The sequence below is a fragment of the Rubrivivax albus genome, assembly GCF_004016515.1.
Classification (GTDB): domain Bacteria; phylum Pseudomonadota; class Gammaproteobacteria; order Burkholderiales; family Burkholderiaceae_C; genus Rubrivivax; species Rubrivivax albus.
The window spans coordinates 95195-117325 of sequence record NZ_SACT01000006.1; the positions used below are offsets into that span (position 1 = coordinate 95195).

Consider the following 22131-nt stretch of genomic DNA (forward strand, 5'->3'; position numbering starts at 1 on the left):
CCCTCATCCGGCCTTGAACAAACCGGCCGGCCGCACCAGCAGGATGGCGGCCATCAGCACGTAGACCAGCACACCGGCCGCCTCGGGCCACAGCACCTTGCCGAAGGTGTCGACCACGCCGATCAGCAGCGCCGCCACCAGCGCGCCCCGGATGGAACCGATGCCGCCGATGACCACCACCACGAAGCAGATGATGAGCACCGAGTTGCCCATGCCTGGGTACACGCTGCTCACCGGCGAGGCGATCATGCCCGCCAGCACCGCCAGCGCCACGCCGGCGGCGAACACGATGCGGTAGAGGAACTGGATGTCGATGCCCAGGCTCTGCACCATCTCGCGGTTCACCGAGCCAGCGCGGATCTTCATGCCCAGCCGCGTGCGCGTGAACACCAGGTACATGCCGAAGGCCAGCGCCAGGCAGACGCCGGAGATGAACAGCCGGTAGACCGGGTAGGTCATCACGTCGCCCAGCGGGATGCTGCCGGCCAGGATCTCCGGCGCCTGCACGCCGTGCACGTCGTCGCCCACGAGCAGGCTGCGCACCTCCTCGAAGACCAGGATCAGGCCGTAGGTCATCAGCACCTGCTGCAGGTGTTCACGGTCGTAGAGGTAGCTGAAGAACACCCACTCCAGCACGTAGCCCAGCACCACCGCCAGCACCAGTCCCACGGCCAGGGTGACGAAGAAGTTGCCACCCAGCAGCGGCGACAAGGCATAGGCCATGTAGGCCCCGACCATGTAGAAGCTGCCGTGCGCCAGGTTGATGACGCCCATGATCCCGAAGATCAGCGTCAGCCCGGACGCCACCAGGAACAGCAGCAGCCCGTACTGCAGCGCGTTCAGGCACTGGATGAGGAAGGTGGCGGCGTCCATGGGTCAGGTGGCGGTGGTGCGGGGCCGATGGCTCACATGCGGCAGCCGCGCGCCGGGTCGGCCAGCGCCTTCACGGCGATGCCGGTGACGACGTTGTACTCGCCCTTGACCTCGCGGATGTAGAAGTCCTGCACCGGGTTGTGTGCCTTGCTCAGCGTGAAGGTGCCGCGCGGGCTGTCGATCTTCGCCCCGGCGATGGCCTTGTACAGGTCGTCCTTGCGGCTGATGTCGCCCTTGATGGCGTTGACCCCGGCAATGAGCATCTGTGCGGCGTCGAATCCCTGCATGGCGTACACGTCGGGGTTGGCCTTGTAGGCCACGGCAAACTTGTTGCGGAAGGCCTCGTTGCGCGGGTTCCTGATCTCGTCGCCGTAGTGCAGCGCCGTGATCAGCCCCTGCGCCGCTTCGCCCTGCGCGGCCAGCGTGCCGTCGGTCAGGAAGCCCGAGCCCATCAGCGGCACGGTGTTCTTCAGCCCCGCGGCAGCCCAGTCCTTGACGAACTTGACCGCGCCACCGCCAGCGAAGAAGGCGTAGACCACGTCGGGCTTCTCCGAGGCGATCTGCGTCAGCAGGGCCTGGAACTCGACGTTCGGGAACGGCAGGTTCAGGTCCTTGGTGACCTTGCCGCCGCCTTTCTCGAAGGCTTCGCGGAAGCCCTTGACGGTGTCCGCACCCGCACCGTAGTTCCAGGTGATGGTCATCGCGGTCTTGTAGCCCTTCTTCGCGGCCACCACACCCGTGGCGTAGCCGGGCTGCCAGTTGCTGAAACTGGAGCGGAAGATGTTCTTCGCGCACAGCGGGCCGGTGATGGCGTCGGCCCCGGCGTTGGGGATGATCAGCAGGGTGCCGCTTTCCTTGGCCGCACGCGCCATGCCCACGGCCACGCCGGAGTGCACGGTGCCGACGAGCACGTCGACGTTGTCGCGCTTGATGAGCTTGTTGACGTTGTCGGTGGCCTTGCTGGGGTCGCTCTCGTCGTCGACGGTGTAGTACTGCACCTCGCGCCCGGCGAGCTTGCCGCCCTGCTCGTCGATGGCGAGCTTGAAGCCCTTGGTGATCATGTCGCCCAGCGCGGCGAAGGTGCCGGTGGACGGCAGCATCAGGCCGACCTTGATCGGCTCGGCGGCGCCGGCGGCCAGGTGGGTGGCCAGCGCCACGGCGCCGAGGGTGAAGGTGATCGTCTTCTTCATGGCATGTCTCCGTCGGATCGGGGTGGCAATTACTTGAGTTCTAAAGTATTTACGGCGCAGCTGCAATCGGCATCGACAGCAGGTCGCGCACGGCGGCGATCACCGCGTCGGGCTGGTCGCGGTGCGGCGAATGCCGGCAGTCCGGCAGTTCCAGCAGCCGGGTGCCAGGCACGCGCGCGGCGATGCCGCGGATCTGCGCCAGCGTGCCGTACTCGTCATCCAGCCCCTGCACCGCCAGCAGCGGGCAGCGGATGGCGCCGAGGTGATCCTCGATGGACCAGCCGCGGAACGCCGGATCCAGCCAGATGTCGTTCCAGCGGCGGAACGCGCGGTCGACGTCGGCATGGTGTTTCGCGAGTCGCTGGCGCAGATCCGTGGTCTCGAAGGCCACGCGCGCCTGTCCGATGCTGGCCACGGAGAGGTCCTCGACCAGGATGTGCGGCGCCAGCACCACGGCGCCGGCAATGCGGCCCGGCAACCGCGCCGCGTACAGCAGCGCGATCGAGCCGCCGTCGCTGTGGCCGAACAGCCAGGGGCGGTCGTCCGTGGTGTCGATGTCCAGCGCCCCGAACAGCGCCGGCAGCACCGCATGCGCCTGTTCGTGCATGAAGGCCGGTGTCCAGGCCGGCTCCGGCACCAGGGTGCCGCTGCGGCCATAGCCGGGCCGCGAATAGACCAGCCCCCGCGCGCCCACGGCCTCGCACAGCCGCGCCGGGAAGTCGCGCCACATCGACACCGACCCCAGCCCCTCGTGCAGGAACACGATCAGCGGTGCCGCACGCTCGGCGCGCGGCCGGCCGACCCAGGCGTGCTCGATGGGCACGCGCTGGCCCTGCCAGGCGATGTCGACGAATGCGTGGGTCATGCGCCTGCCGCGCGTTCCTGGTCGCGCAGCTTGAAGCGCTGGATCTTGCCGGTGGCCGTCTTCGGCAGCTCGGCCACGAAGGCGATCTGGCGCGGGTACTTGTAGGGCGCCAGCCGCTCCTTGACGAAGGCCTTGAGGTCGGCCTCGTTGGCCTCGGCGCCGGGCTTGAGCACGACGAAGGCCTTGGTCTTGGTCAGGCCCTCGGCATCCTCGACGCCGATCACCGCCGCCTCCAGCACCGCCGGGTGCTGCACCAGCGTGGCCTCGACCTCGAAGGGGCTGACCCAGATGCCGCTGACCTTGAGCATGTCGTCGCTGCGGCCGCTGTAGGTATAGGTGCCGTCGGCGTTACGCACGTACTTGTCGCCGCTCTTGGTCCAGCCGCCCTGGAAGGTATCGCGCGTCTTCTCGCGGTTGCCCCAGTACATCATGGCCGCCGACGGGCCCTGGATGTAAAGGTCGCCGGGTTCGCCGTCGGGCGGCGGACCACCGTCCTCGCCGCGCAGCTCGATGGTGTAGCCCGGCACCGGCCAGCCGCTGGTGCCGTAGCGCACGTCGCCCGGCCGGTTGGAGATGAAGATGTGCAGCATCTCGGTGCTGCCGATGCCGTCGACGATGTCGACGCCGAAGTGCGCCTTGAAACGCTCGCCGATCTCCCCCGGCAGCGCCTCGCCGGCCGACGAGGCCATGCGCAGCGCCACGTCGCCACGCGCCGGCAGCGCGGGCGAGGCCAGCATGCCGGCATAGCCGGTGGGGGCACCATAGAACACCGTCGGCCTGACACCGCCGACCTCGCCGCGCCAGCGCCTGAACACGGCATCGGGCGTTGGCCGCTCGGCCATCAGGATGGTCGTCGCGCCCACGCTCAGCGGGAAGGTCAGCGCGTTGCCCAGGCCATAGGCGAAGAACAGCTTGGCCGCCGAGAAGCAGACATCGTCCTCGCGCAGCTGCAGCACGCCCTTGCCGTAGAGCTCGGCCGTCCAGTACGGGTTGGCGTGCGAGTGCACAGTGCCCTTGGGCCGGCCGGTGGAGCCGGAGGAGTACAGCCAGAACGCCGGGTCGTCGCCGTGCGTGGCGGCAGGCTTCTTCAGCGGCGCCTGGGCGGCCACGAAGGCCTCGAAGTCGATTTCCGACGGGTGCAGCGGCGCCACCGGGTGCGAAACGATGACGCGCTGCACCTCGTGGTCGGACTTGACCATGGCGGCCGTCAGCGTGGGCAGCAGTGCGCCGGAGACCAGCGCCGCCTGCGCACGCGAGTGCTCCAGCATGTAGGCGTAGTCGTCGGCCGTCAGCAGCGTGTTCACCGCCACCGGCACCACGCCGGCGTAGATGGCGCCCAGGAAGGCCACGGGCCAGTGCGCGTTGTCCTGCATCAGCAGCAGCACGCGTTCCTCGCGCTTGACACCGGCGGCGCGCAGCCCGGCGGCGACGGCGCGCACGCGCTGGTCCAGGTCGCCGTAGCTCAGCGCACCGTGGTCGTCGACGAAGGCGGTGCGGCCGGCGCGGCCGGCGTTGGCCTGCAGCAGGTGGTGGGCGAAGTTGAAGCGTTCGCCGGGCGGGGTGACGTCGGCCGGGATGTTCATGGGGTGTCTCCTGTGTGCCGGGGCGGTCGCCGCTCAGCGGGTGAACTCGATGCGGCCTTCCGGCAGCAGGTACAGCACCAGCGCGCGACCGCCGGACACCGTGGGCCGGTGGGCGCTGCCAGGGGGGCAGACCAGCCAGCCAGCCGGGCGGCCGTCGAAACGCGCGTCGGGGTCGACGGGCATGATCAGGTCGATCTCGCCGTTCGGGTGCACGTGGTGGGGGCCGGCGATGTCGTGCATGTCGACCACGTCCACCGAAAAGCCGGCCAGGTCGTCCGCCGGCTTGAAGATGCGGCCGTAGCGGATGCCGCCGCCTTCGCGGTCGCACAGCCAGCCGGCGGCCACGCCGGCCTCGCAGGAGGCGCGCAGGGCGCGGTAGGTCTCGCTCTGCGGGCCGTGTTCGGCGTTGAGCCAGGCGTCGAGCCCGGCATCGGGCGCGCGACCGGCCAGATGCGCCGCGATCTGGGCCGTCAGGCCGGCGATCTGGACGCGGAACTCGGCGGGTGTGCTCACTGGAAGTACCTTTGGGCTGCGCCCTCCGGAACTCGCCCTTGGGGCGGCCCGGCGGACTCATGGCGGGATCCTCTGCGGCTTGCGCTGCGGCAAACCGCTGCGCTTGCCCTGCACCCGAAAGATGCAGTATCGTGCCTGCAGCACTTTAGGGACCATCGACCCACCATGTCAAGCACTATATTGCCTGTCCTCGGGTATGCCCTAGGCGATGCCTCGGGAGAGATGGCCGCAGGCGAGGCCAAGAACCCCTTCCTGGTGGCGCTGGGCGAGCGGGTGCGCGCCCTGCGCGCGCGCCGCGGCATGACACGCAAGGCGCTGTCGGCGGCGGCCGACGTGTCCGAGCGCCACCTGGCCAACCTGGAATACGGCGTCGGCAACGCCTCCATCCTGATCCTGCTGCAGGTGGCCGCGGCACTGCAGTGCTCGCTGGCCGAACTGATCGGCGACGTCACCACCTCCAGCCCCGAGTGGCTGCTGCTGCGCGAGCTGCTGGAAAAACGCGACGAGGAAACGCTGCGCCGCGTGCGCATCGCCGTTGGCGACCTGCTCGGCATGGGCAACCAGGGCAACCCGGGACCGGCCACCAAGCGCACCCGCATCGCCCTGATCGGCCTGCGCGGCGCCGGCAAGTCCACGCTGGGCCAGATGCTGGCCGACGACCTGGGCTACCCGTTCGTGGAACTCAGCCGCGAGATCGAGCAGTTCGCCGGCTGCTCGGTGGGCGAGATCCAGGGCCTCTACGGCCAGAGCGCCTACCGCCGCTACGAGCGCCGCGCACTGGAAGAGGCGATCCAGATCTACCCGGAGGCCGTGATCGCCACGCCCGGCGGCATCGTCTCCGACGCGGCCACCTTCAACCAGCTGCTGACCCACTGCACCACCATCTGGCTGCAGGCCCAGGCCGAGGACCACCTGCAGCGCGTGGCCGCGCAGGGTGACATGCGCCCGATGGCGGCCAGCAAGGAGGCACTCGAGGACCTGAAGGGCATCCTCGCCGGCCGCGCCGCCTTCTATTCGAAGGCGGAGTACCGGCTGGACACGAGCGCGCAGCCGCTGGCCGAAACCTTCGAGCGGCTGAGGGCCATCGCCCGCGAGATCATGGCGCATGCATGAAAGTGCATTTTCTTGCTTGACACGATCAAGAAGCGAGCACTATCATGCGTCACACCTGATCCCGATCAACGCACCAGCGTGCATGCCAGGAGACTGCGATGAGCCAGCCGTCCCGTGTCGACTACCAGACCACCCCCAGCCAGTACAAGCACTGGAAGCTGAAGTTCGAAGGCCCGGTGGCCACGCTGGTCGCCGACTTCGACGAGAACGCCGGCCTGCGCCCGGGCTACAAGCTCAAGCTCAACAGCTACGACCTGGGCGTGGACATCGAGCTCAACGATGCCGTCAACCGCATCCGCTTCGAGCATCCCGAGGTGCGCACGGTGGTCGTCACCAGCGGCAAGGAGAAGGTGTTCTGCTCCGGCGCCAACATCTTCATGCTGGGCGTCAGCAGCCACGCCTGGAAGGTGAACTTCTGCAAGTTCACCAACGAGACGCGCAACGGCATCGAGGACAGCAGCACGCACAGCGGCCTGAAGTTCCTGGCCGCGGTCAACGGTTCCTGCGCCGGTGGCGGCTATGAACTGGCCCTGGCCTGCGACGAGATCCTGCTCATCGACGACCGCAGCAGCGCCGTCAGCCTGCCCGAGGTGCCGCTGCTGGGCGTGCTGCCGGGCACCGGCGGCCTGACCCGCGTGACCGACAAGCGCAAGGTGCGCCACGACCTGGCCGACATCTTCTGCACCACCACCGAAGGCGTGCGCGGCCAGAAGGCCAAGGACTGGCGCCTGGTGGACGACATCGCCAAGCCGGCGCAGTTTGCCGCCCGCGTGCAGGAGCGCGCACTGGAACTGGCCCAGGGCAGCGCCCGGCCCGGCCCCGGCGCTGGCGCCAAGGGTGTCGCCCTGCCCCCGCTGAGCAAGACCGTGGAGGCCGACGCGCTACGCTACAGCCATGTCACGGTCGAGATCGACCGCGCCAAGCGCACCGCCACCTGGACGGTGAAGGCACCGCAGGGCACCGTGGCGGCCGACGTGGCCGGCATCGAGGCCGCCGGCAGCGCCTGGCAGCCGCTGGTGATTGCCCGCGAACTGGACGACGCCATCCTCGAGATGCGCACCAACGAGCTCGAGATCGGCACCTGGCTGATCCGCACCGAAGGCGACGCCGCCGCGGTGCTGGCGATGGATGCCGCGCTGGAAGCCAACGCCGGCCACTGGTTCGTGCGCGAGACGCGCGGCCTGCTGCGGCGCACGCTCAGCCGCCTGGACGTGTCCAGCCGCAGCCTGTTCGCGCTGATCGACGAAGGCAGCTGCTTCGCCGGCACCTACCTGGAACTGGCCCTGGCCTGCGACCGCAGCTACCAGCTGGCCCTGCCCGACGACGCCGCCAAAGCGCCGAAGATCACCGTCGGCGCGCTGAACTGGGGCACCTACCCGATGGCCACAGGCCAGAGCCGCCTGCAGCGCCGCTTCTACGAGGAAGAAGCGCCGCTGGCCGCCGTCAAGGCGCAGCAGGGCCAGCCGCTGGACGCCGATGCCGCCTTCGCACTGGGCCTGGTCACCAGCAACCCGGACGACATCGACTGGGCCGACGAGACCCGCATCGCCATCGAGGAACGCGTGGCGATGAGCCCCGACGCCCTGACCGGCATGGAGGCCAACCTGCGCTTCAACGGCCCGGAGAACATGGTCACGCGCGTCTTCGGCCGCCTGACCGCCTGGCAGAACTGGATCTTCCAGCGCCCCAACGCCGTCGGCGAGAAGGGTGCGCTGAAGGTCTACGGCAGCGGCCAGAAGAGCCTGTTCGACTGGCACCGCGTCTGACGCCCGACTGATCTCGTTGTGCGGCGCGGTTTCCGGGTGGCGCGCCGCAACCGAACCTCTTCCTCCCCCGACTGGTTTGCTTGGAGACGGTGATGTCCACGATCAACTACAGCGAGAAGATCCCCAACAACGTCAACCTCAGCGAGGACCGCACGCTGCAGCGCGCGCTGGAGCACTGGCAGCCCAGCTACCTGAACTGGTGGCAGGACATGGGCCCCGACGGCAGCCACGGCTTCGACGTCTACCTGCGCACCGCCGTCAGCGTGGACCCACAGGGCTGGGCGCAGTTCGGCCACGTGAAGATGCCCGACTACCGATGGGGCATCTTCCTGAACCCGGCCGAACAGGACCGCAAGATCCACTTCGGCGACCACCTGGGCGAAGCCGCCTGGCAGGAGGTGCCGGGCGAGCACCGCGCCAACCTGCGCCGCATCATCGTCACGCAAGGCGACACCGAGCCGGCCAGCGTGGAGCAGCAGCGCCACCTGGGCCTGACGGCGCCCAGCCAATACGACCTGCGCAACCTGTTCCAGGTGAACGTCGAGGAAGGCCGCCACCTCTGGGCCATGGTCTACCTGCTGCACAAGTACTTCGGCCGCGACGGCCGCGAGGAAGGCGAGGCCCTGCTGGAGCGCCGCAGCGGTGACGAGGACAACCCGCGCATCCTCGGCGCCTTCAACGAGAAGACGCCCGACTGGCTGAGCTTCTTCATGTTCACCTACTTCACCGACCGCGACGGCAAGTTCCAGCTCTGCGCGCTGGCCGAGAGCGCCTTCGACCCGCTGGCCCGCACGACCAAGTTCATGCTGACCGAGGAGGCCCACCACATGTTCGTGGGCGAGTCGGGCGTGAGCCGCGTCATCCAGCGCACCTGCCAGGCGATGAACGAGCTCAAGACCGACGATCCGGCCAAGCTGCGCGCCGCCGGCGTGATCGACCTGCCCACCATCCAGCGCTACCTGAACTTCCACTTCAGCGTCACGATCGACCTCTTCGGCGCCGACCAGAGCAGCAACGCCGCCATCTTCTACAGCTCGGGCCTGAAGGGCCGCTTCGAGGAAGGCAAGCGCAGCGACGACCACGTGCTCAAGGGCCACAGCTACAAGGTGCTGGACGTGCAGAACGGCATGCTGGTGGAGAAGGAAGTGCCGATGCTCAATGCCCTGAACGAGGTGCTGCGCGACGACTACATCAAGGACAGCGTGGGCGGCGTGGAGCGCTGGAACAAGGTCATCGAGAAGGCCGGCATCCCGTTCCGCCTGAAGGTGCCGCACAAGGCCTTCCACCGCCAGATCGGCACGCTCGCCGGCGTCAAGGTGTCGCCGGATGGCCGCCACGTGAGCGACCACGAGTGGAACGCCAAGGTCGAGGAATGGCTGCCGACGGACGTCGACCGCGCCTACGTGGCCAGCCTGATGGGCCGGGTGGTGGAGCCGGGCAAGTTCGCCAACTGGATCGCGCCGCCGGTGATGGGCATCAATCGCCAGCCGGTGGACTTCGAGTACGTGCGCTTCAACTGACGGCACCACCTGCCCGCGGTACAACCGAGGGGGCTGCGGCCCCCTTTTGCTTGACGAGGCGAGAGGGTGAGAGGCCATCCCGCATGCCCGCTCATCCTCGCCAGATGGGCCGACTCGTCGTTGCAAATGCTCGCCATGGCCCTGCCATGGCTGTGCTTTGCGCCTAGATTCGGTCCGCCTGGCGCGTCTGCTCAGGCACGCCGGATGGCCTCTCACCCTCAGAGGAGACAACCATGGACCTGGCCGATTCGAAGCTGCTCAAGCAGCATGTCATCGACCCCGAGATCTGCATCCGCTGCAACACCTGCGAAGCCACCTGTCCGGTGGGCGCGATCACGCACGACTCGCGCAACTACGTGGTCGACGCCGAGAAGTGCAACTTCTGCATGGCCTGCGTGCCGCCCTGCCCCACCGGCAGCATCGACAGCTGGCGGGTCGTGCCGAAGGCCCGCGCCTACAGCCTGGACGAACAGCTGGGCTGGGACGAACTGCCGGCCGAGCTGAGCGCCGATCAGCTCTCGGACGCCGGCGCCGATGCCGCCGATGTGGCCGACGCCCAGGCCGAGGCGGCACCGGCGCCGTCCACCGCCGAGCCCGAGGCCTTCCGCGCTGCCGCCTATGGCGCCACGGTGCCGCCGTGGTCCGCTGCCCACCCCTACGTGAACCTGTACGGCCCGAAGGCGGCGAAGAAGTCCGTCACCGCCACCGTGGTAGGCAACGTGCGCGTCACCGAGGTCGGCAAGGAGTACGACACCCACCACGTGGTGCTGGACTTCGGCGCCATGCCGTTCCCGGTGCTCGAGGGCCAGTCCATCGGCGTGCTGCCGCCGGGCGTGGACGCCAATGGCAAGCCGCACCATGCGCGCCAGTACAGCATCGCCAGCCCGCGCAACGGCGAGCGCCCGGGCTACAACAACGTCAGCCTGACCATCAAGCGCGTGCTGGAGGACCACCAGGGCAACCCGGTGCGTGGCGTGGCCAGCAACTTCATGTGCGACCTGAAGGTGGGCGACACGGTGGAGGTCATCGGCCCCTTCGGCCAGAGCTTCCTGATGCCCAACCACCCGAAGAGCCACGTCGTGATGATCTGCACCGGCACCGGCAGCGCACCGATGCGGGCGATGACCGAATGGCGTCGGCGGCTGCGCCAGTCGGGCAAGTTCGAGGGCGGCAAGCTGATGCTCTTCTTCGGCGCCCGCACCAAGGCCGAGCTGCCCTACTTCGGCCCGCTGCAGAACCTGCCCAAGGACTTCATCGACATCAACTTCGCCTTCTCGCGCGAGGGCGGCAAGCCCAAGCGCTACGTGCAGGACGCCATGCGCGAGCGCGCCGCCGACCTGGTGCCGCTGCTGAAGGACCCCAACGCCTACTTCTACGTCTGCGGCCTGAAGGCGATGGAGGAAGGCGTGGTGCTGGCGCTGCGCGATGTGGCCGCCGAGGCCGGGCTGGACTGGGACAATGTGGGCGCCGCCCTGAAAGCCGAGGGGCGGCTGCACCTGGAGACGTATTGATGACCCTGAGTTCCGAGACGCGTGTGCTGGTGGTGGGCGCCGGCATCATGGGCGCCGGCATTGCCCAGGTGGCGGCGCAGGCCGGTCACCGCGTGGCCCTGTTCGACCTTCGCGAGGGGGCCGCTGCAGCGGCGCGCGACAAACTCGGCCAGACGCTCGATGGGCTGGCCGCCAAGGGAAAGCTGACGCCGGCGACGGTGCAGGCCACGCTGGGTCGCATCGAAGCGATCGGCGCGCTGGACGACGCCAAGGGCTGCGGCCTGGTGGTCGAGGCCATCGTCGAGAACCTGGACGCCAAGCGCGCGCTGTTCCAGCAGCTCGAGGGCCTGCTGGGCACTGAGGCCATCCTGGCCACCAACACCTCGTCGATCAGCGTCACCGCCATCGCCAACGGCCTGCAGCGGCCAGAGCGCCTGGTCGGCATGCACTTCTTCAATCCGGTGCCGCTGATGAAGCTGGTGGAGGTGGTCAGCGGTCTGCGCACCGACGCCGCCGTGGCCGCGGCCATCTTCGAGCTGTCGAAGGCCTGGGGCAAGGTGCCGGTGCACGCCAAGAGCACGCCTGGCTTCATCGTCAACCGCATCGCCCGCCCCTACTACGCCGAGACCCTGGCCCTGCTGCAGGAACAGGCCGCCGCACCCGAGGTGCTGGACGCCTGCCTGCGCGCCGCCGGCTTCCGCATGGGGCCGTGCGAGCTGATGGACCTGATCGGCCACGACACGAACTTCGCGGTCACCAACTCCGTCTATGCCGCCAACTTCTTCGACAAGCGCTACGTGCCGTCGCTCGTGCAGCAGGAGATGGTCGATGGCGGCCTGATGGGCCGCAAGAGCGGGCGTGGCTTCTACGTCTACCCCGCTGGCGCACCGGCGCTCGCGCCGGTGGACCTGCCGCCGCTGCCGACCGGCGTACAGCCTGTGGTGCACGGACTCGGACCGCTGGCCGACACCCTGGCCGCACGGCTGCCGATGCCGCACACGCGCCAGCCCGACAGCGGCTGGATCGGCCTGGAAGTGGGCGGCGCACAGCTGCGCCTGACCGACGGCCAGACCGCGGGCGAGATCGCCGCGGGCGAGGGCCTGGTCGACGTGGCGGTGTTCGACCGCCTGCCCGGCACGGCCTGGTCCGGCGCGCTGGCGCTGGCCTTCGCCGACGTGGCCAGCGACGCCTGGCGCGCCGAGGCGCCGGCGTGGCTGGCCCTGTTGGGCGTGGAGCCGCGCACCGTGGCCGACACCCCGGGCCTGGTGGTGGCGCGCACGCTGGCCATGCTGGTCAACGAGGCCGCCGACGCCGTGCACCAGGGCGTGTGCAGTCCCGACGGCGCCGATGCGGCGATGAAGCTCGGCGTCAACTACCCCGCCGGTCCCTTCGAGTGGCTGGCCGGCTGGAGCGCCCGCGGCGTGCTGGGCATCCTGGCCGCGCTGGACGACACCTACCGCGGCGAGCGCTACCGTGCCAGCCCGTGGCTGCTGCGCCGTGCGCAGCGCGACACCCTCACCGGAGCCTGACCATGAACGACGCCTTCATCTGCGACGCCGTGCGCACCCCCTTCGGCCGCTACGGCGGCGCGCTGTCTTCGGTGCGCACCGACGACCTGGGGGCCATCCCCATCAAGGCGCTGATGGCCCGCCACGCCGGCGTGGACTGGGCAGCCCTGGACGACGTGCTCTACGGCTGCGCCAACCAGGCCGGCGAGGACAACCGCAACGTCGCGCGCATGGCGGCGCTGCTGGCCGGCCTGCCGGTGGGCGTGCCCGGCGGCACCATCAACCGCCTGTGCGGCTCGGGCCTGGACGCCCTGGGCACCGCCGCGCGCGCCATCAAGGCTGGCGAGGCAAAGCTGCTGATCGCCGGCGGCGTCGAGAGCATGAGCCGCGCGCCCTTCGTGATGCCCAAGGCCGAGACGGCCTTCAGCCGCAGCAACGCGGTGTACGACACCACCATCGGCTGGCGCTTCGTCAACAAGCTGATGAAGGAGATGTACGGCGTCGATTCGATGCCCGAGACGGCCGAGAACGTCGCCACCGACTATGGGATCGAGCGCGAGGCCCAGGACCGCATGGCCCTGGCCAGCCAGAAGAAGGCGGTGGCGGCGCAGCAGGCCGGCTTCTTCGACGCCGAGATCGTGCCGGTGACCATTCCGCAGAAGAAGGGTGACCCGCTGACCGTGGCGAAGGACGAGCACCCGCGCGACACCAGCCTGGAAGCACTGGCCAATCTCAAGGGCGTGGTCAGGCCCGACGGCACCGTGACCGCCGGCAACGCCAGCGGCGTCAACGACGGGTCCTGCGCCCTCCTGCTGGCCGACGAGAAGACCGCCGCACGCCACGGCCTGACGCCGCGCGCCCGCGTGGTGGGCATGGCCACCGCCGGCGTGCCGCCGCGCATCATGGGCATCGGCCCGGCACCGGCCACGCGCAAGGTGCTGGAACTCACCGGCCTGAGCCTGGCGCAGATGGACGTCATCGAGCTCAACGAGGCCTTCGCCGCGCAAGGCCTGGCGGTGCTGCGTGACCTGGGCCTGGCCGACGACGATGCCCGCGTCAACCCCAACGGCGGCGCCATTGCCCTGGGTCACCCGCTGGGCGCCAGCGGCGCGCGCCTGGCCACCACGGCGGTGAACCAGCTGCACCGGATCCAGGGCCGCTACGCACTGTGCACCATGTGCATCGGCGTGGGCCAGGGCATCGCGGTGGTGCTGGAGCGCGTGTAGACGGCACCCGCAGCACGGGTATCGGCACCAGCCGGCGCCGCTCGGCCAAGTCAGTGGCGCAGCGGGGCGTTCAGGCGATCCAGCTTGGCGGCGTAGAGCGCCTGGATCGTCGGCGACGGTCCGGTCTCCCGGGCGCGTTCGAGGTGTCGCCGGGCGGTCGCCGTCTGGCCCAGTTGCTCGGCCGCACGCGCCGCCCAGGCGTGCACCTCGTGCTGGTCCGGGTCCCGGTCCAGTTCGCGCTGGAACGCGGCGTAGGCCGCCTGCCAGTTGCCCGCCGCAGCGGCCTCGCGCCCCCGATCGAACCACGCGAACGGCACCTGGGGCTCGAGGGCACGCAGCCGCTCACGCCAGGCCGCCGCTTCGTCGTCCCGTCCCGTGGCCGTCAGCACCGCGGCCAGGTTGGCCAGCACGCGGGTGTTGCCGGGCTCGGTGGCCGCCGCGTGGGCCAGCACGCGCTGGGCCAGGTCGGCACGGCCGCGGTGTTCCAGCAGCAGCGCCAGGGTGTTCCAGGCGGGCACGAACCCGGGGGCCGTGCCCAGGGCGCTGCGCACCCAGGCGTGCGCCTCGTCGATGCGGCCGGCCGCCAACGCCTCGGCAGCGCGGTTGTTCAGGAACATGCCCAGCACGGTGGCTTCGCTGATCGGCGTCGTCCGGTGGCCGGCGACGTCTTCCGCGGGCAGGAAGTCCACCACCAGACGTTGCGCCCAACGCGCACCGGTGCCGAAGAGCGAGGCGTCGCCGATCACCACGTTGACATGGCCGCTGTAGGCCAGCAGGCCGCCGCTGCGGCTCCAGGCGGAACCGCCGTCGACCTGCTGGTAGGTGACGCTCAGGCCCATCGCCCGCGCCAGCGCACCCGTCATCAGCGTCAACGAGAGGCAGTTGCCGGCGCGCGCGTCGAACGCCTCGGCGGCCGTGCGCGTGAAGCTCGCGTCGTACTCGAGCCGCATGGCCGGCAGGCGGCTCAGCGCCAGGGCCATCGCCCGGCTGGGGCCGTGCACGCGGATCAGCGGCTGCATCTCCCGCTCGAGGAAGCTGCGCATCGCCGGGCTGGGCGCGATGGCCTGGGCCGGGTCGGTGTCGACGTCCACCGGCGCGAAGAGCGGCGCGGCGATCAGGTCGGGCGATGGTGGCGGCAATGGCACGCTGCCGCAGCCCACGAGCCCAGCACAGGCCACGGCGGCAAGGGGGACAGTTCGAAGACGAAGCATGGTCTGGCAGGCAGGGCGGTGCGACGGGCGCCGGCCCCACACTACCGCGATGACGGACGGTCACGCAATGGGGGCCACGCCAACAGGCCCGCGGCCCGCAGGCCCGCCGCCGTCAGGTGGGCGCAGGGTCTCGTCAGCCCCCGGCCATCGGCCGCCTCAGGCGCCGAACCAGCCCTGGTCCTTGGCCTGGTCGAGCTTCGGCTTCATGTAGGCCCACAGCGCTGGGCATCCGGCCTCGATCGGGGGGCCGATGCGCTCGACCACCCGCTGGTGGCTGATGCCGTTCTCGCGCCAGCTCTGGCCTTCGTTGGCCAGGTTCAGCAGGGCCGGCATGGCCCGGTCCAGCGCATGGGCGAAGCGGGCCTCGGGGGTTTCGGCCGCCTCGAACTCCTGCCATAACGCGCGCAGTGCGTCGCCGCGCCCGGCGGGCAGGCGGCCGAAGATGCGTTCGATGGCGGCTTCCTCGGCCGCCTTTCGCTCGGTCCAGCCCTCGGTGGCGTAGACGATGGTGTCACCGGTGTCGATCTCGCCCAGGTCGTGCACGAGCAGCATGCCGACCACCCGCGCCGCATCGACGTCCGGTGCCAGCTGGGGCGCCAGTGCCAAGGCCAGCAGCGCGATCTGCCAGCTGTGCTCGGCGGCGTTCTCGTAGCGGTCCAGGCCCGGGGGCTTGGACTTGCGTTCCACGCCCTTGAGCGCATCGATCTCGAGCGCGAAATCGACCCAGGCCTGCATCGTGTCGCTCATGAAGCGCTGCCGGCGACCGGCGCGAAGCGGAGCACCTGTACGCCACCCACATCCACGGTGCCAAAGAACATCGCATGCGGACGCACCCAGAGGCCGCTGGCGCCGTACAACGAGCGATAGACCACCAGCGGCTCCAGCGTTTCCGAGTGGCGCGCGACGCCGATCACCTCGTACTCGCCGCCCTTGTAGTGCCGAAAGCGCCCCGTGGGGGTGTCGGGCAGCGGGGGCAGGTCATCGCTGGCGGGCACTCAGCGCTTCTCCACGCGGCGCATCGCGGCGCGTCCACATCGGGATCGATGGCACAGGTTCGGCATGGCCGGGTTGTACCGCAGGCCGCCACCCGCCTGTTCCGGGCGGCCTCCGGTGGTCCTGACCACCGCGGCGACAATGCGGACTTTGCGCGAGATCATGGTCCCTGTACAGCCCTTCGCCCTGCGCGGCGACCACATCACGCTCGACGCGCTGCTCAAGGCCTGCGGCCTGGCCGGCAGCGGCGGCGAAGCCAAGGCGCGCGTGGCGGCCGGGGACGTCACCGTCAACGGCGAGACCGAACGGCGCCGCGGGCGCAAGCTGCGCGCCGGTGACGTGGTCGAGATCGACGGCCAGCGGATCCAGCTGCAGGCCGGCTGAGCGCCCGCCGCAGCCCGCGCCTGCACGAAAGCCGCGGGCGCACCACAATCGGGTCCGCGCCCGGCACCAGCCGGCCGCCCACGACCCTGGCTGCCCATGACCCCCGATCCCCGACGATTCCGCGATCGCATCGCCCGCTGGCCCGACAGCCGCCTGGCCGGCATCCGACGCGGCATCGAACGCGAAGGGCTGCGTGCACGGCCCGACGGCACGCTGTCACTGACGCCGCACCCGGCCGCGCTGGGTGCGGCGCTGACGCACCCGCACATCACCACCGATTTCAGCGAATCGCAGTTGGAGCTGATCACCGGGGTGCATGCAGGCATCGACAGCTGCCTGGCCGAACTGACGCAGGTGCACCAGTACGTGGTGCGCAGTCTGGGCGACGAGTTGCTGTGGGCCACCAGCATGCCGTGCACGCTGCCGGCCGACGAGACGATTCCAGTGGCCCGCTTCGGCACCAGCAACGTCGGCCGGGCCAAGAGCGTCTACCGCATCGGCCTGGGTCACCGCTACGGCAAGCGCATGCAGACGATCTCCGGCGTGCACTACAACTGGTCGATGCCGGGGCTGAGCAACGAGGACCACTTCGCGCTCATCCGCAACTTCCGCCGCCGCGCCTTCCTGCTGCTGACGCTGTTCGGCGCGTCACCGGCGGTGTCGGCCAGCTTCGTCGCCGGGCGGCCCCACGCACTGCAGCCGCTGGCGCCACAGACGCTGGGCCTGCCGCATGCCACCACGCTGCGCATGGGGCGCCTGGGCTACCAGAGCGATGCCCAGGGCGCGCTGGCCGTCAGCTACAACAGCCTGGAGCGCTATGCCGATTCGCTGCACACGGCGCTGACGCTGCCGCACCCGCCCTACGAGGCCATGGGCGTGCGCAGCCCGGGCGGCGAGTACGCCCAGCTGGCCACCAGCCTGCTGCAGATCGAGAACGAGTTCTACGGCACGATCCGGCCCAAGCGCTCCATCCGCCCTGGCGAGCGGCCGCTGCACGCGCTGCGCGAGCGGGGCGTCGAGTATGTCGAGGTGCGCTGCCTCGACCTGGATCCCTACGCCCCCATCGGCGTGGCAGCGCCCACCCTGGCATTCATCGACGTCTTCCTGCTGCACTGCCTGCTGGCCGACAGCCCGCCGGACCACCCGCTGGAGATCGCGGCGATGGCGCGCAACCAGGAACGCACGGCGATGCAAGGGCGTGAGCCGGGCCTGATGCTGGAGTGCTGCGAGGGCGGCGTGATCGGCCTTCAGGAATGGGCCCTGGCCCTGGTGGCCGAATGCGAGCCGATCGCGCAGGCGCTGGATGCCGCCATCGGCGGCACCCAGCACGGCGCCGCCGTGCGGCAGGCGCGGGAGGCGCTCGAGTCGCCGTCGCAGCTGCCGTCGGCGCGCATGCTGGCGGACATGGCGCGCGACCACGAGCATGCCTTCAACCCCTTCGCACGCGCACGGTCGTCGGCCGCCTGCGCCGAACTGGCCGCCCTGCCCTGGCCGGCCGAGGCGCAGGCGCGTTTCGAGGCTCTGGCCGAGGCCTCGCTGCGCGACCAGGCGGCGCTGGAAGCTCGCGACAGCGTGGACTTCGAAACCTACCGGCAGGACTACATCAGCGCCGAGCGGCTCACGCCTGCTGCGGCCTGAGCACCTGCGCGTGTCGCCGCGGGCGGCCGCTGCGGTGCGCTCAGCGGCGGGTGTAGCGGCCGTCGAACACCGTCTTCCAGGTGTCGCCGTCGGCCAACGATTCCCAGTGCTGACGCACGGCGCCGTCGGCCAGCGGACGCCAGCTGACCCGGTGCCGCGTGCTGCGCCCATCGGCGCCCGTGGTCGTGCCCTCCAGCACCATCTGCCCGTCACGCCAGCCCCCTTGCAGCAGCAGGACGAGGCCCTGCGTGTCCACCCAGGTCTGGTGCCAGATGCCGCGGCCGGCATCGTAGGCGCTGAGGCTCTCGCCCTCGTACGGGCGCCCGGTGGTGGCGTAGCGCTCGCGCAGCGCACAGCCGCCGTGTTCGCGCGTGATCGTGTTGCGGGCCACGGCGGTGCCGTCGGGCTTGTGCACGTCCCAGACGCCGACCCAGAAGTCGAACTGGCGATGCGCCGGGGTGTCGCAGGGTGCGGCCAGGGCGGGCGCGGCCGCCAGGGCCAGCGCGGCCAGCAGCAGTTTCATCGGGTTGCCTCCATGGTTGTCGGACCTGGGCGATGCTGCCTGTGTGACATGGCGTCACGCAGCGGGCCCGCCAGGGGCCGTCACCGCACCGCCTTCGGGTCGAAATGCGGGTTCTGGATCAGGCCCAGGCGGTTGCCGAAGGGATCGCGCACGTCGGCCACCAGGATGCCGTCGCCCACGTCCTTCGGCGGCTCCAGTTCGGTGGCGCCCAGTTCGAGCATTCGCGCATGCGCGGCATGGATGTCGGCCACGCCCCACAGCGGCTGCGGGCCGTCGACCGACGGCGTGGCGCCCGGCAGCAGGCCGAGCTCGAAGCCGCCGACGTTGAAACCGACGTAGAACGGCTGGTCGAAGTACGGCGCCGTGCCGGTGGCCGTGGTGTACCAGGCCTTGGCGGCGTCGAGCTGGTCGGGGGCGACCGGGTAGATGGCGGTTCTCAGGCCCAGGATCATGGCGTGCTCCTCGTGGTGGTGTGTGTGGGGGTGGCTGGACTATCTGAAATTCCGGCTGCGGGCGTCCAGCCCCTGCAGCAGCGCAGTGTGGTCGACGAGCTGACGCGCCACGAGGTGGCGCACCGCGCCCTCGCGCTGCCAGACGCCGTAGACGGTGAGCAGCGTGGCCGCCAGCAGCGGCCGGCGCTGCTTTTCCACCAGGTCGGGCCACACGATGACGTTGACGGCGCCGGTCTCGTCCTCCAGCGTCACGAAGACCACGCCCTTGGCGGTTTCCGGGCGCTGGCGGTGGGTGACCAGACCACTGGCGCGCGCCAGCCGGCCGGCCGGGAAATCGGCCAGCACCGCCGCCGGCAGCACCTTGAAGGCCGCGAGCTGCCGGCGCAGCAGCGCCACCGGGTGCGTGCCCAGCGTGAGGCCGGTGGCGCGGTAGTCGGCCAGGGTCTCGGCCACCTCACCGGGCGCGGCGAGTTCGGCCGCCACCTCGTGCGTGCGCGTGGCCGCCAGCATCGTGGTGGCGCGCGTGTCCACGCCGGCCACGGCCCAGGCCGCGGCATGGCGGTGGCCGGCCAGGCCCTGCAGCGCGTTGGCGCCGGCCAGCAGCTGCAACGCGTGCGCATCGAGCTTGGCGCGGCGGGCCAGGTCCTCCACGCTGGCGAAGTCACCCTCGCGGCGGGCGGCCACGATGCGTTCGGCCGCGTCCTCGGGCAGCCCGCTCACGCGGCTCAGCCCCAGCCGCACCGGGCGCAGCCCTGCACCCTCGCCTTCCAGGGTCGAATCCCAGACGCTGTGGCGGATGTCCACCGGCCGTACCTCGACCCCATGCTCGCGCGCGTCGCGCACCAGCTGCGCCGGCGCGTAGAAGCCCATCGGCTGGCTGTTGAGCAGCGCGGCCAGAAAGGCGTCCGGGTGGTGGCGCTTGAGCCAGGCGCTGACGTAGACCAGCAGCGCGAAGCTGGCGGCATGGCTTTCCGGGAAACCGTATTCGCCGAAGCCCTCGATCTGCTTGAAGATCCGCTCGGCGAATTCGCGCGGGTAGCCCTTGGCCACCATGCGGCCCACCAGGCGTTCGTGGAAGGGGCCGAGGCCGCCCTTGCGCTTCCAGGCCGCCATCGCGCGGCGCAATTGATCCGCCTCGCCGGGCGTGAAGTCGGCCGCCAGGATGGCCAGCTGCATCACCTGTTCCTGGAAGATGGGCACACCCAGCGTGCGCTCCAGCGCCTGCTTGACCTCGTCGCTCGGGTAGTCCACCGACTCCTCGCCGTTGCGGCGCTTGAGGTAGGGGTGGACCATGCCGCCCTGGATCGGCCCCGGGCGCACGATGGCGACCTCGATCACCAGGTCGTAGAAGTTCTTCGGCTTGAGCCGCGGCAGCATGCTCATCTGCGCCCGGCTTTCCACCTGGAAGGTGCCGATGCTGTCACCCTGCTGCAGCATGGCGTAGGTGGCGTCGTCGCCGTCGGGGATGTCCTGCATCGTGAAGGACAGGCCCGTCACCCCGCCCGGCCCCGGCGGCGGCGGCATCCGGCCAAGCTTGTCGCCCACCATCTGCAGGGCGCGGCGGATGGCGCTGAGCATGCCCAGGGCCAGCAGGTCCACCTTCAGCAGGCCCAGGGCGTCGAGGTCGTCCTTGTCCCACTGGATCACGCTGCGGCCGTCCATCGCGGCGTTCTCCACCGGCACCAGGCGCGCGAGCTGGTCGCGTGCGATGACGAAGCCGCCCGGGTGCTGGCTGAGGTGGCGCGGGAAACCGATCAGCGTGCTGGTGAGCTCCACCCACAGCTTCGAGATCGGCGCCTCGGGGTCGAAGCCGTTCTCGCGCAGGCGTTCGGGGTCGATGCGGCGGCCGTCGAACCAGTGCTGGGATTTGCTGACGGCGTCGATACGTTCCAGGTCGATGCCCAGCGCCCGCCCCACGTCGCGCAGCGCGCTGCGGGGGCGGTAGCTGATGACCACGCCGGTCAGCGCTGCTCGGTGGCGGCCGTACTTGCGGTAGACGTACTGGATGACCTCCTCGCGCCGCTGGTGCTCGAAGTCGATGTCGATGTCCGGCGGCTCGTTGCGTTCGGCGCTGATGAAGCGCTCGAACAGCAGCGTCATGCGCGCCGGGTCGACTTCCGTCACGCCCAGGCAGTAGCAGACGGCCGAGTTGGCCGCGCTGCCGCGGCCCTGGCACAGGATGCCCTGGCCGCGCGCCCAGTGCACCAGATCGGCCACGGTGAGGAAGTAGGGCTCGTACTTCAGCTGTGCGATCAGTGCGAGTTCGTGTTCGATGACGGTGCGCACCGAAGCCGGCATCCCCTGCGGAAAGCGGCGCTGCGCGCCCTGCTCCGTCAGCGCGCGCAGCCAGCTGGTGGGCGTGTGGCCATCGGGCACGATCTCGCGCGGGTACTCGTAGCGCAGTTCGTCCAGCGAGAAGGCGCAGCGCCCGGCCAGCGCCAGCGTGGCCTCCAGCCATTCCGGCCGGTACAGCGCCGCCAGCCGCGCGCGCGGGCGCAGGTGGGCCTCGGCATTGGGTTCCAGCGCGAAGCCGCAGTCGGCCACGGGGCGCTTCAGGCGCGTGGCGGTGAGCATGTCCTGCAGCGGCTTGCGCGAGCGCGCATGCATCAGCACGCTGCCCACCGCCACCACCGGCAGCCCGGTGAGCGCGGCCACGCGCGGCACGATCTCCAGCAGCACCGCATCGTGCGCGCGGTGCAGCAGCGGCAGCGCGATCGCGGCCCGGTCACCGAACCAGGTGCGCAGCCACACGGCCTGGGCGAACAGGGTCTCGAACGGCTGTTCGGCGCCCAGCACCGCCGGCGCCAGCAGCAGGGCCAGGCAGTCCGGCAGGCCGGCCAGCGTGGGCGTGTTGGGCACCTTGCCCTCCACGTCGCCCATCAGCGCGCGGTACTGGCCCTTGGGCGCCCGCCGGCGCGCCACGGTGATCCACTGCGCCAGGTTGCCGTAGCCGCGGCGGGACAGGGCCAGCAGCACCAGGTGGGGCCCTGCGGGTTCGGCTTCGCTGCGCTGCAGCGCCATCTCGGCACCGACGATCAGCGGCAGGCCCAGGCGCTTGGCTTCGGCGTGCGCGCGCACCACGCCCGAGAGCGAACACTCATCGGTCACCGCCAGCCCGGCATACCCCAGCGCGTGCGCCCGCCCCACCAGTTCCTCGGGGTGCGAGGCACCGCGGCCGAAGCTGTAGTTGCTGCGGCAGTGCAGTTCGGCGTAGCCGGGGAGCATGGGGATGCGCAGGACAAGACTGTTCTTTTATACAGTATTCTGCCCTGCCGCGATCAAC

19 protein-coding genes are annotated in these 22131 nt (G+C 70.4%); 8 read left to right on the forward strand and 11 right to left on the reverse strand.

Annotated features, from left to right (window positions below):
* Positions 1–3 precede the first annotated feature (3 nt).
* From ENE75_RS17115 to ENE75_RS17135, 5 genes are read right to left on the reverse strand one after another with little or no spacing between them, the layout of a single operon-like run.
* Positions 4–873: a branched-chain amino acid ABC transporter permease gene (locus tag ENE75_RS17115; RefSeq protein ID WP_128199548.1), complete on the reverse strand. Its 870-nt coding sequence runs from the start codon at positions 871–873 to the stop codon at positions 4–6.
* A gap of 32 nt (positions 874–905) precedes the next feature.
* Positions 906–2063 carry an ABC transporter substrate-binding protein gene (locus tag ENE75_RS17120; protein ID WP_128199549.1) on the reverse strand — a complete coding sequence of 386 codons (1158 nt, stop codon included), beginning with the start codon at positions 2061–2063 and terminating at the stop codon, positions 906–908.
* Between the two features lie 49 nt (positions 2064–2112).
* Positions 2113–2928 (reverse strand): alpha/beta fold hydrolase, encoded by an 816-nt coding sequence (locus ENE75_RS17125; protein WP_128199550.1) that lies wholly within the window; start codon positions 2926–2928, stop codon positions 2113–2115.
* Positions 2925–4511: a benzoate-CoA ligase family protein gene (locus ENE75_RS17130; protein WP_128199551.1), complete on the reverse strand. Its 1587-nt coding sequence runs from the start codon at positions 4509–4511 to the stop codon at positions 2925–2927. The genes ENE75_RS17125 and ENE75_RS17130 overlap by 4 nt, the downstream gene beginning before the upstream one ends.
* A gap of 33 nt (positions 4512–4544) precedes the next feature.
* Complete coding sequence (locus tag ENE75_RS17135; RefSeq protein ID WP_128199552.1) at positions 4545–5024, reverse strand: 4-hydroxylaminobenzoate lyase; 480 nt, start codon at positions 5022–5024, stop codon at positions 4545–4547.
* 165 nt (positions 5025–5189) lie between these two features.
* On the opposite strand from ENE75_RS17135, the gene ENE75_RS17140 reads away from it, so the two are divergent.
* The 6 genes from ENE75_RS17140 to pcaF all read left to right on the forward strand — a co-directional run bounded on the left by ENE75_RS17140 (position 5190) and on the right by pcaF (position 13647).
* Complete coding sequence (locus tag ENE75_RS17140) at positions 5190–6137, forward strand: helix-turn-helix transcriptional regulator (protein ID WP_128199553.1); 948 nt, start codon at positions 5190–5192, stop codon at positions 6135–6137.
* A gap of 98 nt (positions 6138–6235) precedes the next feature.
* Complete coding sequence (gene boxC, locus ENE75_RS17145) at positions 6236–7903, forward strand: 2,3-epoxybenzoyl-CoA dihydrolase (protein WP_128199554.1); 1668 nt, start codon at positions 6236–6238, stop codon at positions 7901–7903.
* A gap of 92 nt (positions 7904–7995) precedes the next feature.
* A complete protein-coding gene (gene boxB, locus ENE75_RS17150) occupies positions 7996–9423 on the forward strand; it encodes a benzoyl-CoA 2,3-epoxidase subunit BoxB (protein WP_128199555.1) in 1428 nt (475 codons plus the stop codon).
* A 233-nt stretch (positions 9424–9656) separates the two neighbouring features.
* Entirely contained in the window at positions 9657–10934 is a 1278-nt protein-coding gene (gene boxA, locus ENE75_RS17155; protein ID WP_128199556.1) for a benzoyl-CoA 2,3-epoxidase subunit BoxA, read from the forward strand.
* On the forward strand, positions 10934–12442 hold the full coding sequence (locus ENE75_RS17160; RefSeq protein WP_128199557.1) for a 3-hydroxyacyl-CoA dehydrogenase: 1509 nt from the start codon (positions 10934–10936) through the stop codon (positions 12440–12442). The genes boxA and ENE75_RS17160 overlap by 1 nt, the downstream gene beginning before the upstream one ends.
* A gap of 2 nt (positions 12443–12444) precedes the next feature.
* Complete coding sequence (gene pcaF / locus ENE75_RS17165; protein ID WP_128199558.1) at positions 12445–13647, forward strand: 3-oxoadipyl-CoA thiolase; 1203 nt, start codon at positions 12445–12447, stop codon at positions 13645–13647.
* A 50-nt stretch (positions 13648–13697) separates the two neighbouring features.
* On the opposite strand, the gene ENE75_RS17170 is transcribed toward pcaF, so the two are convergent.
* The 3 genes from ENE75_RS17170 to ENE75_RS17180 all read right to left on the reverse strand — a co-directional run bounded on the left by ENE75_RS17170 (position 13698) and on the right by ENE75_RS17180 (position 15853).
* On the reverse strand, positions 13698–14825 hold the full coding sequence (locus tag ENE75_RS17170) for a tetratricopeptide repeat protein (protein WP_128199559.1): 1128 nt from the start codon (positions 14823–14825) through the stop codon (positions 13698–13700).
* Positions 14826–15014: 189 nt separating this feature from the next.
* A complete protein-coding gene (locus ENE75_RS17175; RefSeq protein WP_199232338.1) occupies positions 15015–15605 on the reverse strand; it encodes an HD domain-containing protein in 591 nt (196 codons plus the stop codon).
* The gene (locus ENE75_RS17180; RefSeq protein ID WP_128199560.1) at positions 15602–15853 is read right to left on the reverse strand and encodes a DUF1653 domain-containing protein; all 252 of its coding nucleotides are present in this window, start codon (positions 15851–15853) and stop codon (positions 15602–15604) included. Before ENE75_RS17180 ends, ENE75_RS17175 begins: the two co-directional genes overlap by 4 nt.
* A gap of 160 nt (positions 15854–16013) precedes the next feature.
* On the opposite strand from ENE75_RS17180, the gene ENE75_RS17185 reads away from it, so the two are divergent.
* Both ENE75_RS17185 and gshA read left to right on the forward strand, forming a co-directional pair.
* Entirely contained in the window at positions 16014–16235 is a 222-nt protein-coding gene (locus ENE75_RS17185) for an RNA-binding S4 domain-containing protein (RefSeq protein WP_128199730.1), read from the forward strand.
* Between the two features lie 96 nt (positions 16236–16331).
* Positions 16332–17873, forward strand: a complete 1542-nt coding sequence (gene gshA, locus ENE75_RS17190; RefSeq protein WP_128199561.1) for a glutamate--cysteine ligase — start codon at positions 16332–16334, stop codon at positions 17871–17873.
* A gap of 40 nt (positions 17874–17913) precedes the next feature.
* Here gshA and ENE75_RS17195 read toward each other — a convergent pair whose 3' ends face one another.
* From ENE75_RS17195 to ENE75_RS17205, 3 genes are all read right to left on the reverse strand, one after another.
* Positions 17914–18396, reverse strand: coding sequence for a DUF1579 domain-containing protein (locus ENE75_RS17195; RefSeq protein ID WP_128199562.1), 483 nt, complete (start codon positions 18394–18396; stop codon positions 17914–17916).
* 80 nt (positions 18397–18476) lie between these two features.
* Positions 18477–18848, reverse strand: a complete 372-nt coding sequence (locus tag ENE75_RS17200) for a VOC family protein (protein WP_128199563.1) — start codon at positions 18846–18848, stop codon at positions 18477–18479.
* 39 nt (positions 18849–18887) lie between these two features.
* A complete protein-coding gene (locus ENE75_RS17205) occupies positions 18888–22073 on the reverse strand; it encodes an error-prone DNA polymerase (protein WP_128199564.1) in 3186 nt (1061 codons plus the stop codon).
* Positions 22074–22131 lie beyond the last annotated feature (58 nt).

Excerpts from the sequence above, each read along its gene's own strand:
- ENE75_RS17115 (WP_128199548.1), bottom strand. The coding sequence starts at position 873 with ATGGACGCCGCCACCTTCCTCATCCAGTGCCTGAACGCGCTGCAGTAC.
- ENE75_RS17120 (WP_128199549.1), bottom strand. The coding sequence starts at position 2,063 with ATGAAGAAGACGATCACCTTCACCCTCGGCGCCGTGGCGCTGGCCACC.
- ENE75_RS17125 (WP_128199550.1), bottom strand. The coding sequence starts at position 2,928 with ATGACCCACGCATTCGTCGACATCGCCTGGCAGGGCCAGCGCGTGCCC.
- ENE75_RS17130 (WP_128199551.1), bottom strand. The coding sequence starts at position 4,511 with ATGAACATCCCGGCCGACGTCACCCCGCCCGGCGAACGCTTCAACTTC.
- ENE75_RS17140 (WP_128199553.1), top strand. The coding sequence starts at position 5,190 with ATGTCAAGCACTATATTGCCTGTCCTCGGGTATGCCCTAGGCGATGCC.
- boxC (WP_128199554.1), top strand. The coding sequence starts at position 6,236 with ATGAGCCAGCCGTCCCGTGTCGACTACCAGACCACCCCCAGCCAGTAC.
- boxB (WP_128199555.1), top strand. The coding sequence starts at position 7,996 with ATGTCCACGATCAACTACAGCGAGAAGATCCCCAACAACGTCAACCTC.
- boxA (WP_128199556.1), top strand. The coding sequence starts at position 9,657 with ATGGACCTGGCCGATTCGAAGCTGCTCAAGCAGCATGTCATCGACCCC.
- ENE75_RS17160 (WP_128199557.1), top strand. The coding sequence starts at position 10,934 with ATGACCCTGAGTTCCGAGACGCGTGTGCTGGTGGTGGGCGCCGGCATC.
- pcaF (WP_128199558.1), top strand. The coding sequence starts at position 12,445 with ATGAACGACGCCTTCATCTGCGACGCCGTGCGCACCCCCTTCGGCCGC.
- ENE75_RS17175 (WP_199232338.1), bottom strand. The coding sequence starts at position 15,605 with ATGAGCGACACGATGCAGGCCTGGGTCGATTTCGCGCTCGAGATCGAT.
- ENE75_RS17185 (WP_128199730.1), top strand. The coding sequence starts at position 16,014 with ATGGTCCCTGTACAGCCCTTCGCCCTGCGCGGCGACCACATCACGCTC.
- gshA (WP_128199561.1), top strand. The coding sequence starts at position 16,332 with ATGACCCCCGATCCCCGACGATTCCGCGATCGCATCGCCCGCTGGCCC.
- ENE75_RS17195 (WP_128199562.1), bottom strand. The coding sequence starts at position 18,396 with ATGAAACTGCTGCTGGCCGCGCTGGCCCTGGCGGCCGCGCCCGCCCTG.
- ENE75_RS17200 (WP_128199563.1), bottom strand. The coding sequence starts at position 18,848 with ATGATCCTGGGCCTGAGAACCGCCATCTACCCGGTCGCCCCCGACCAG.
- ENE75_RS17205 (WP_128199564.1), bottom strand. The coding sequence starts at position 22,073 with ATGCTCCCCGGCTACGCCGAACTGCACTGCCGCAGCAACTACAGCTTC.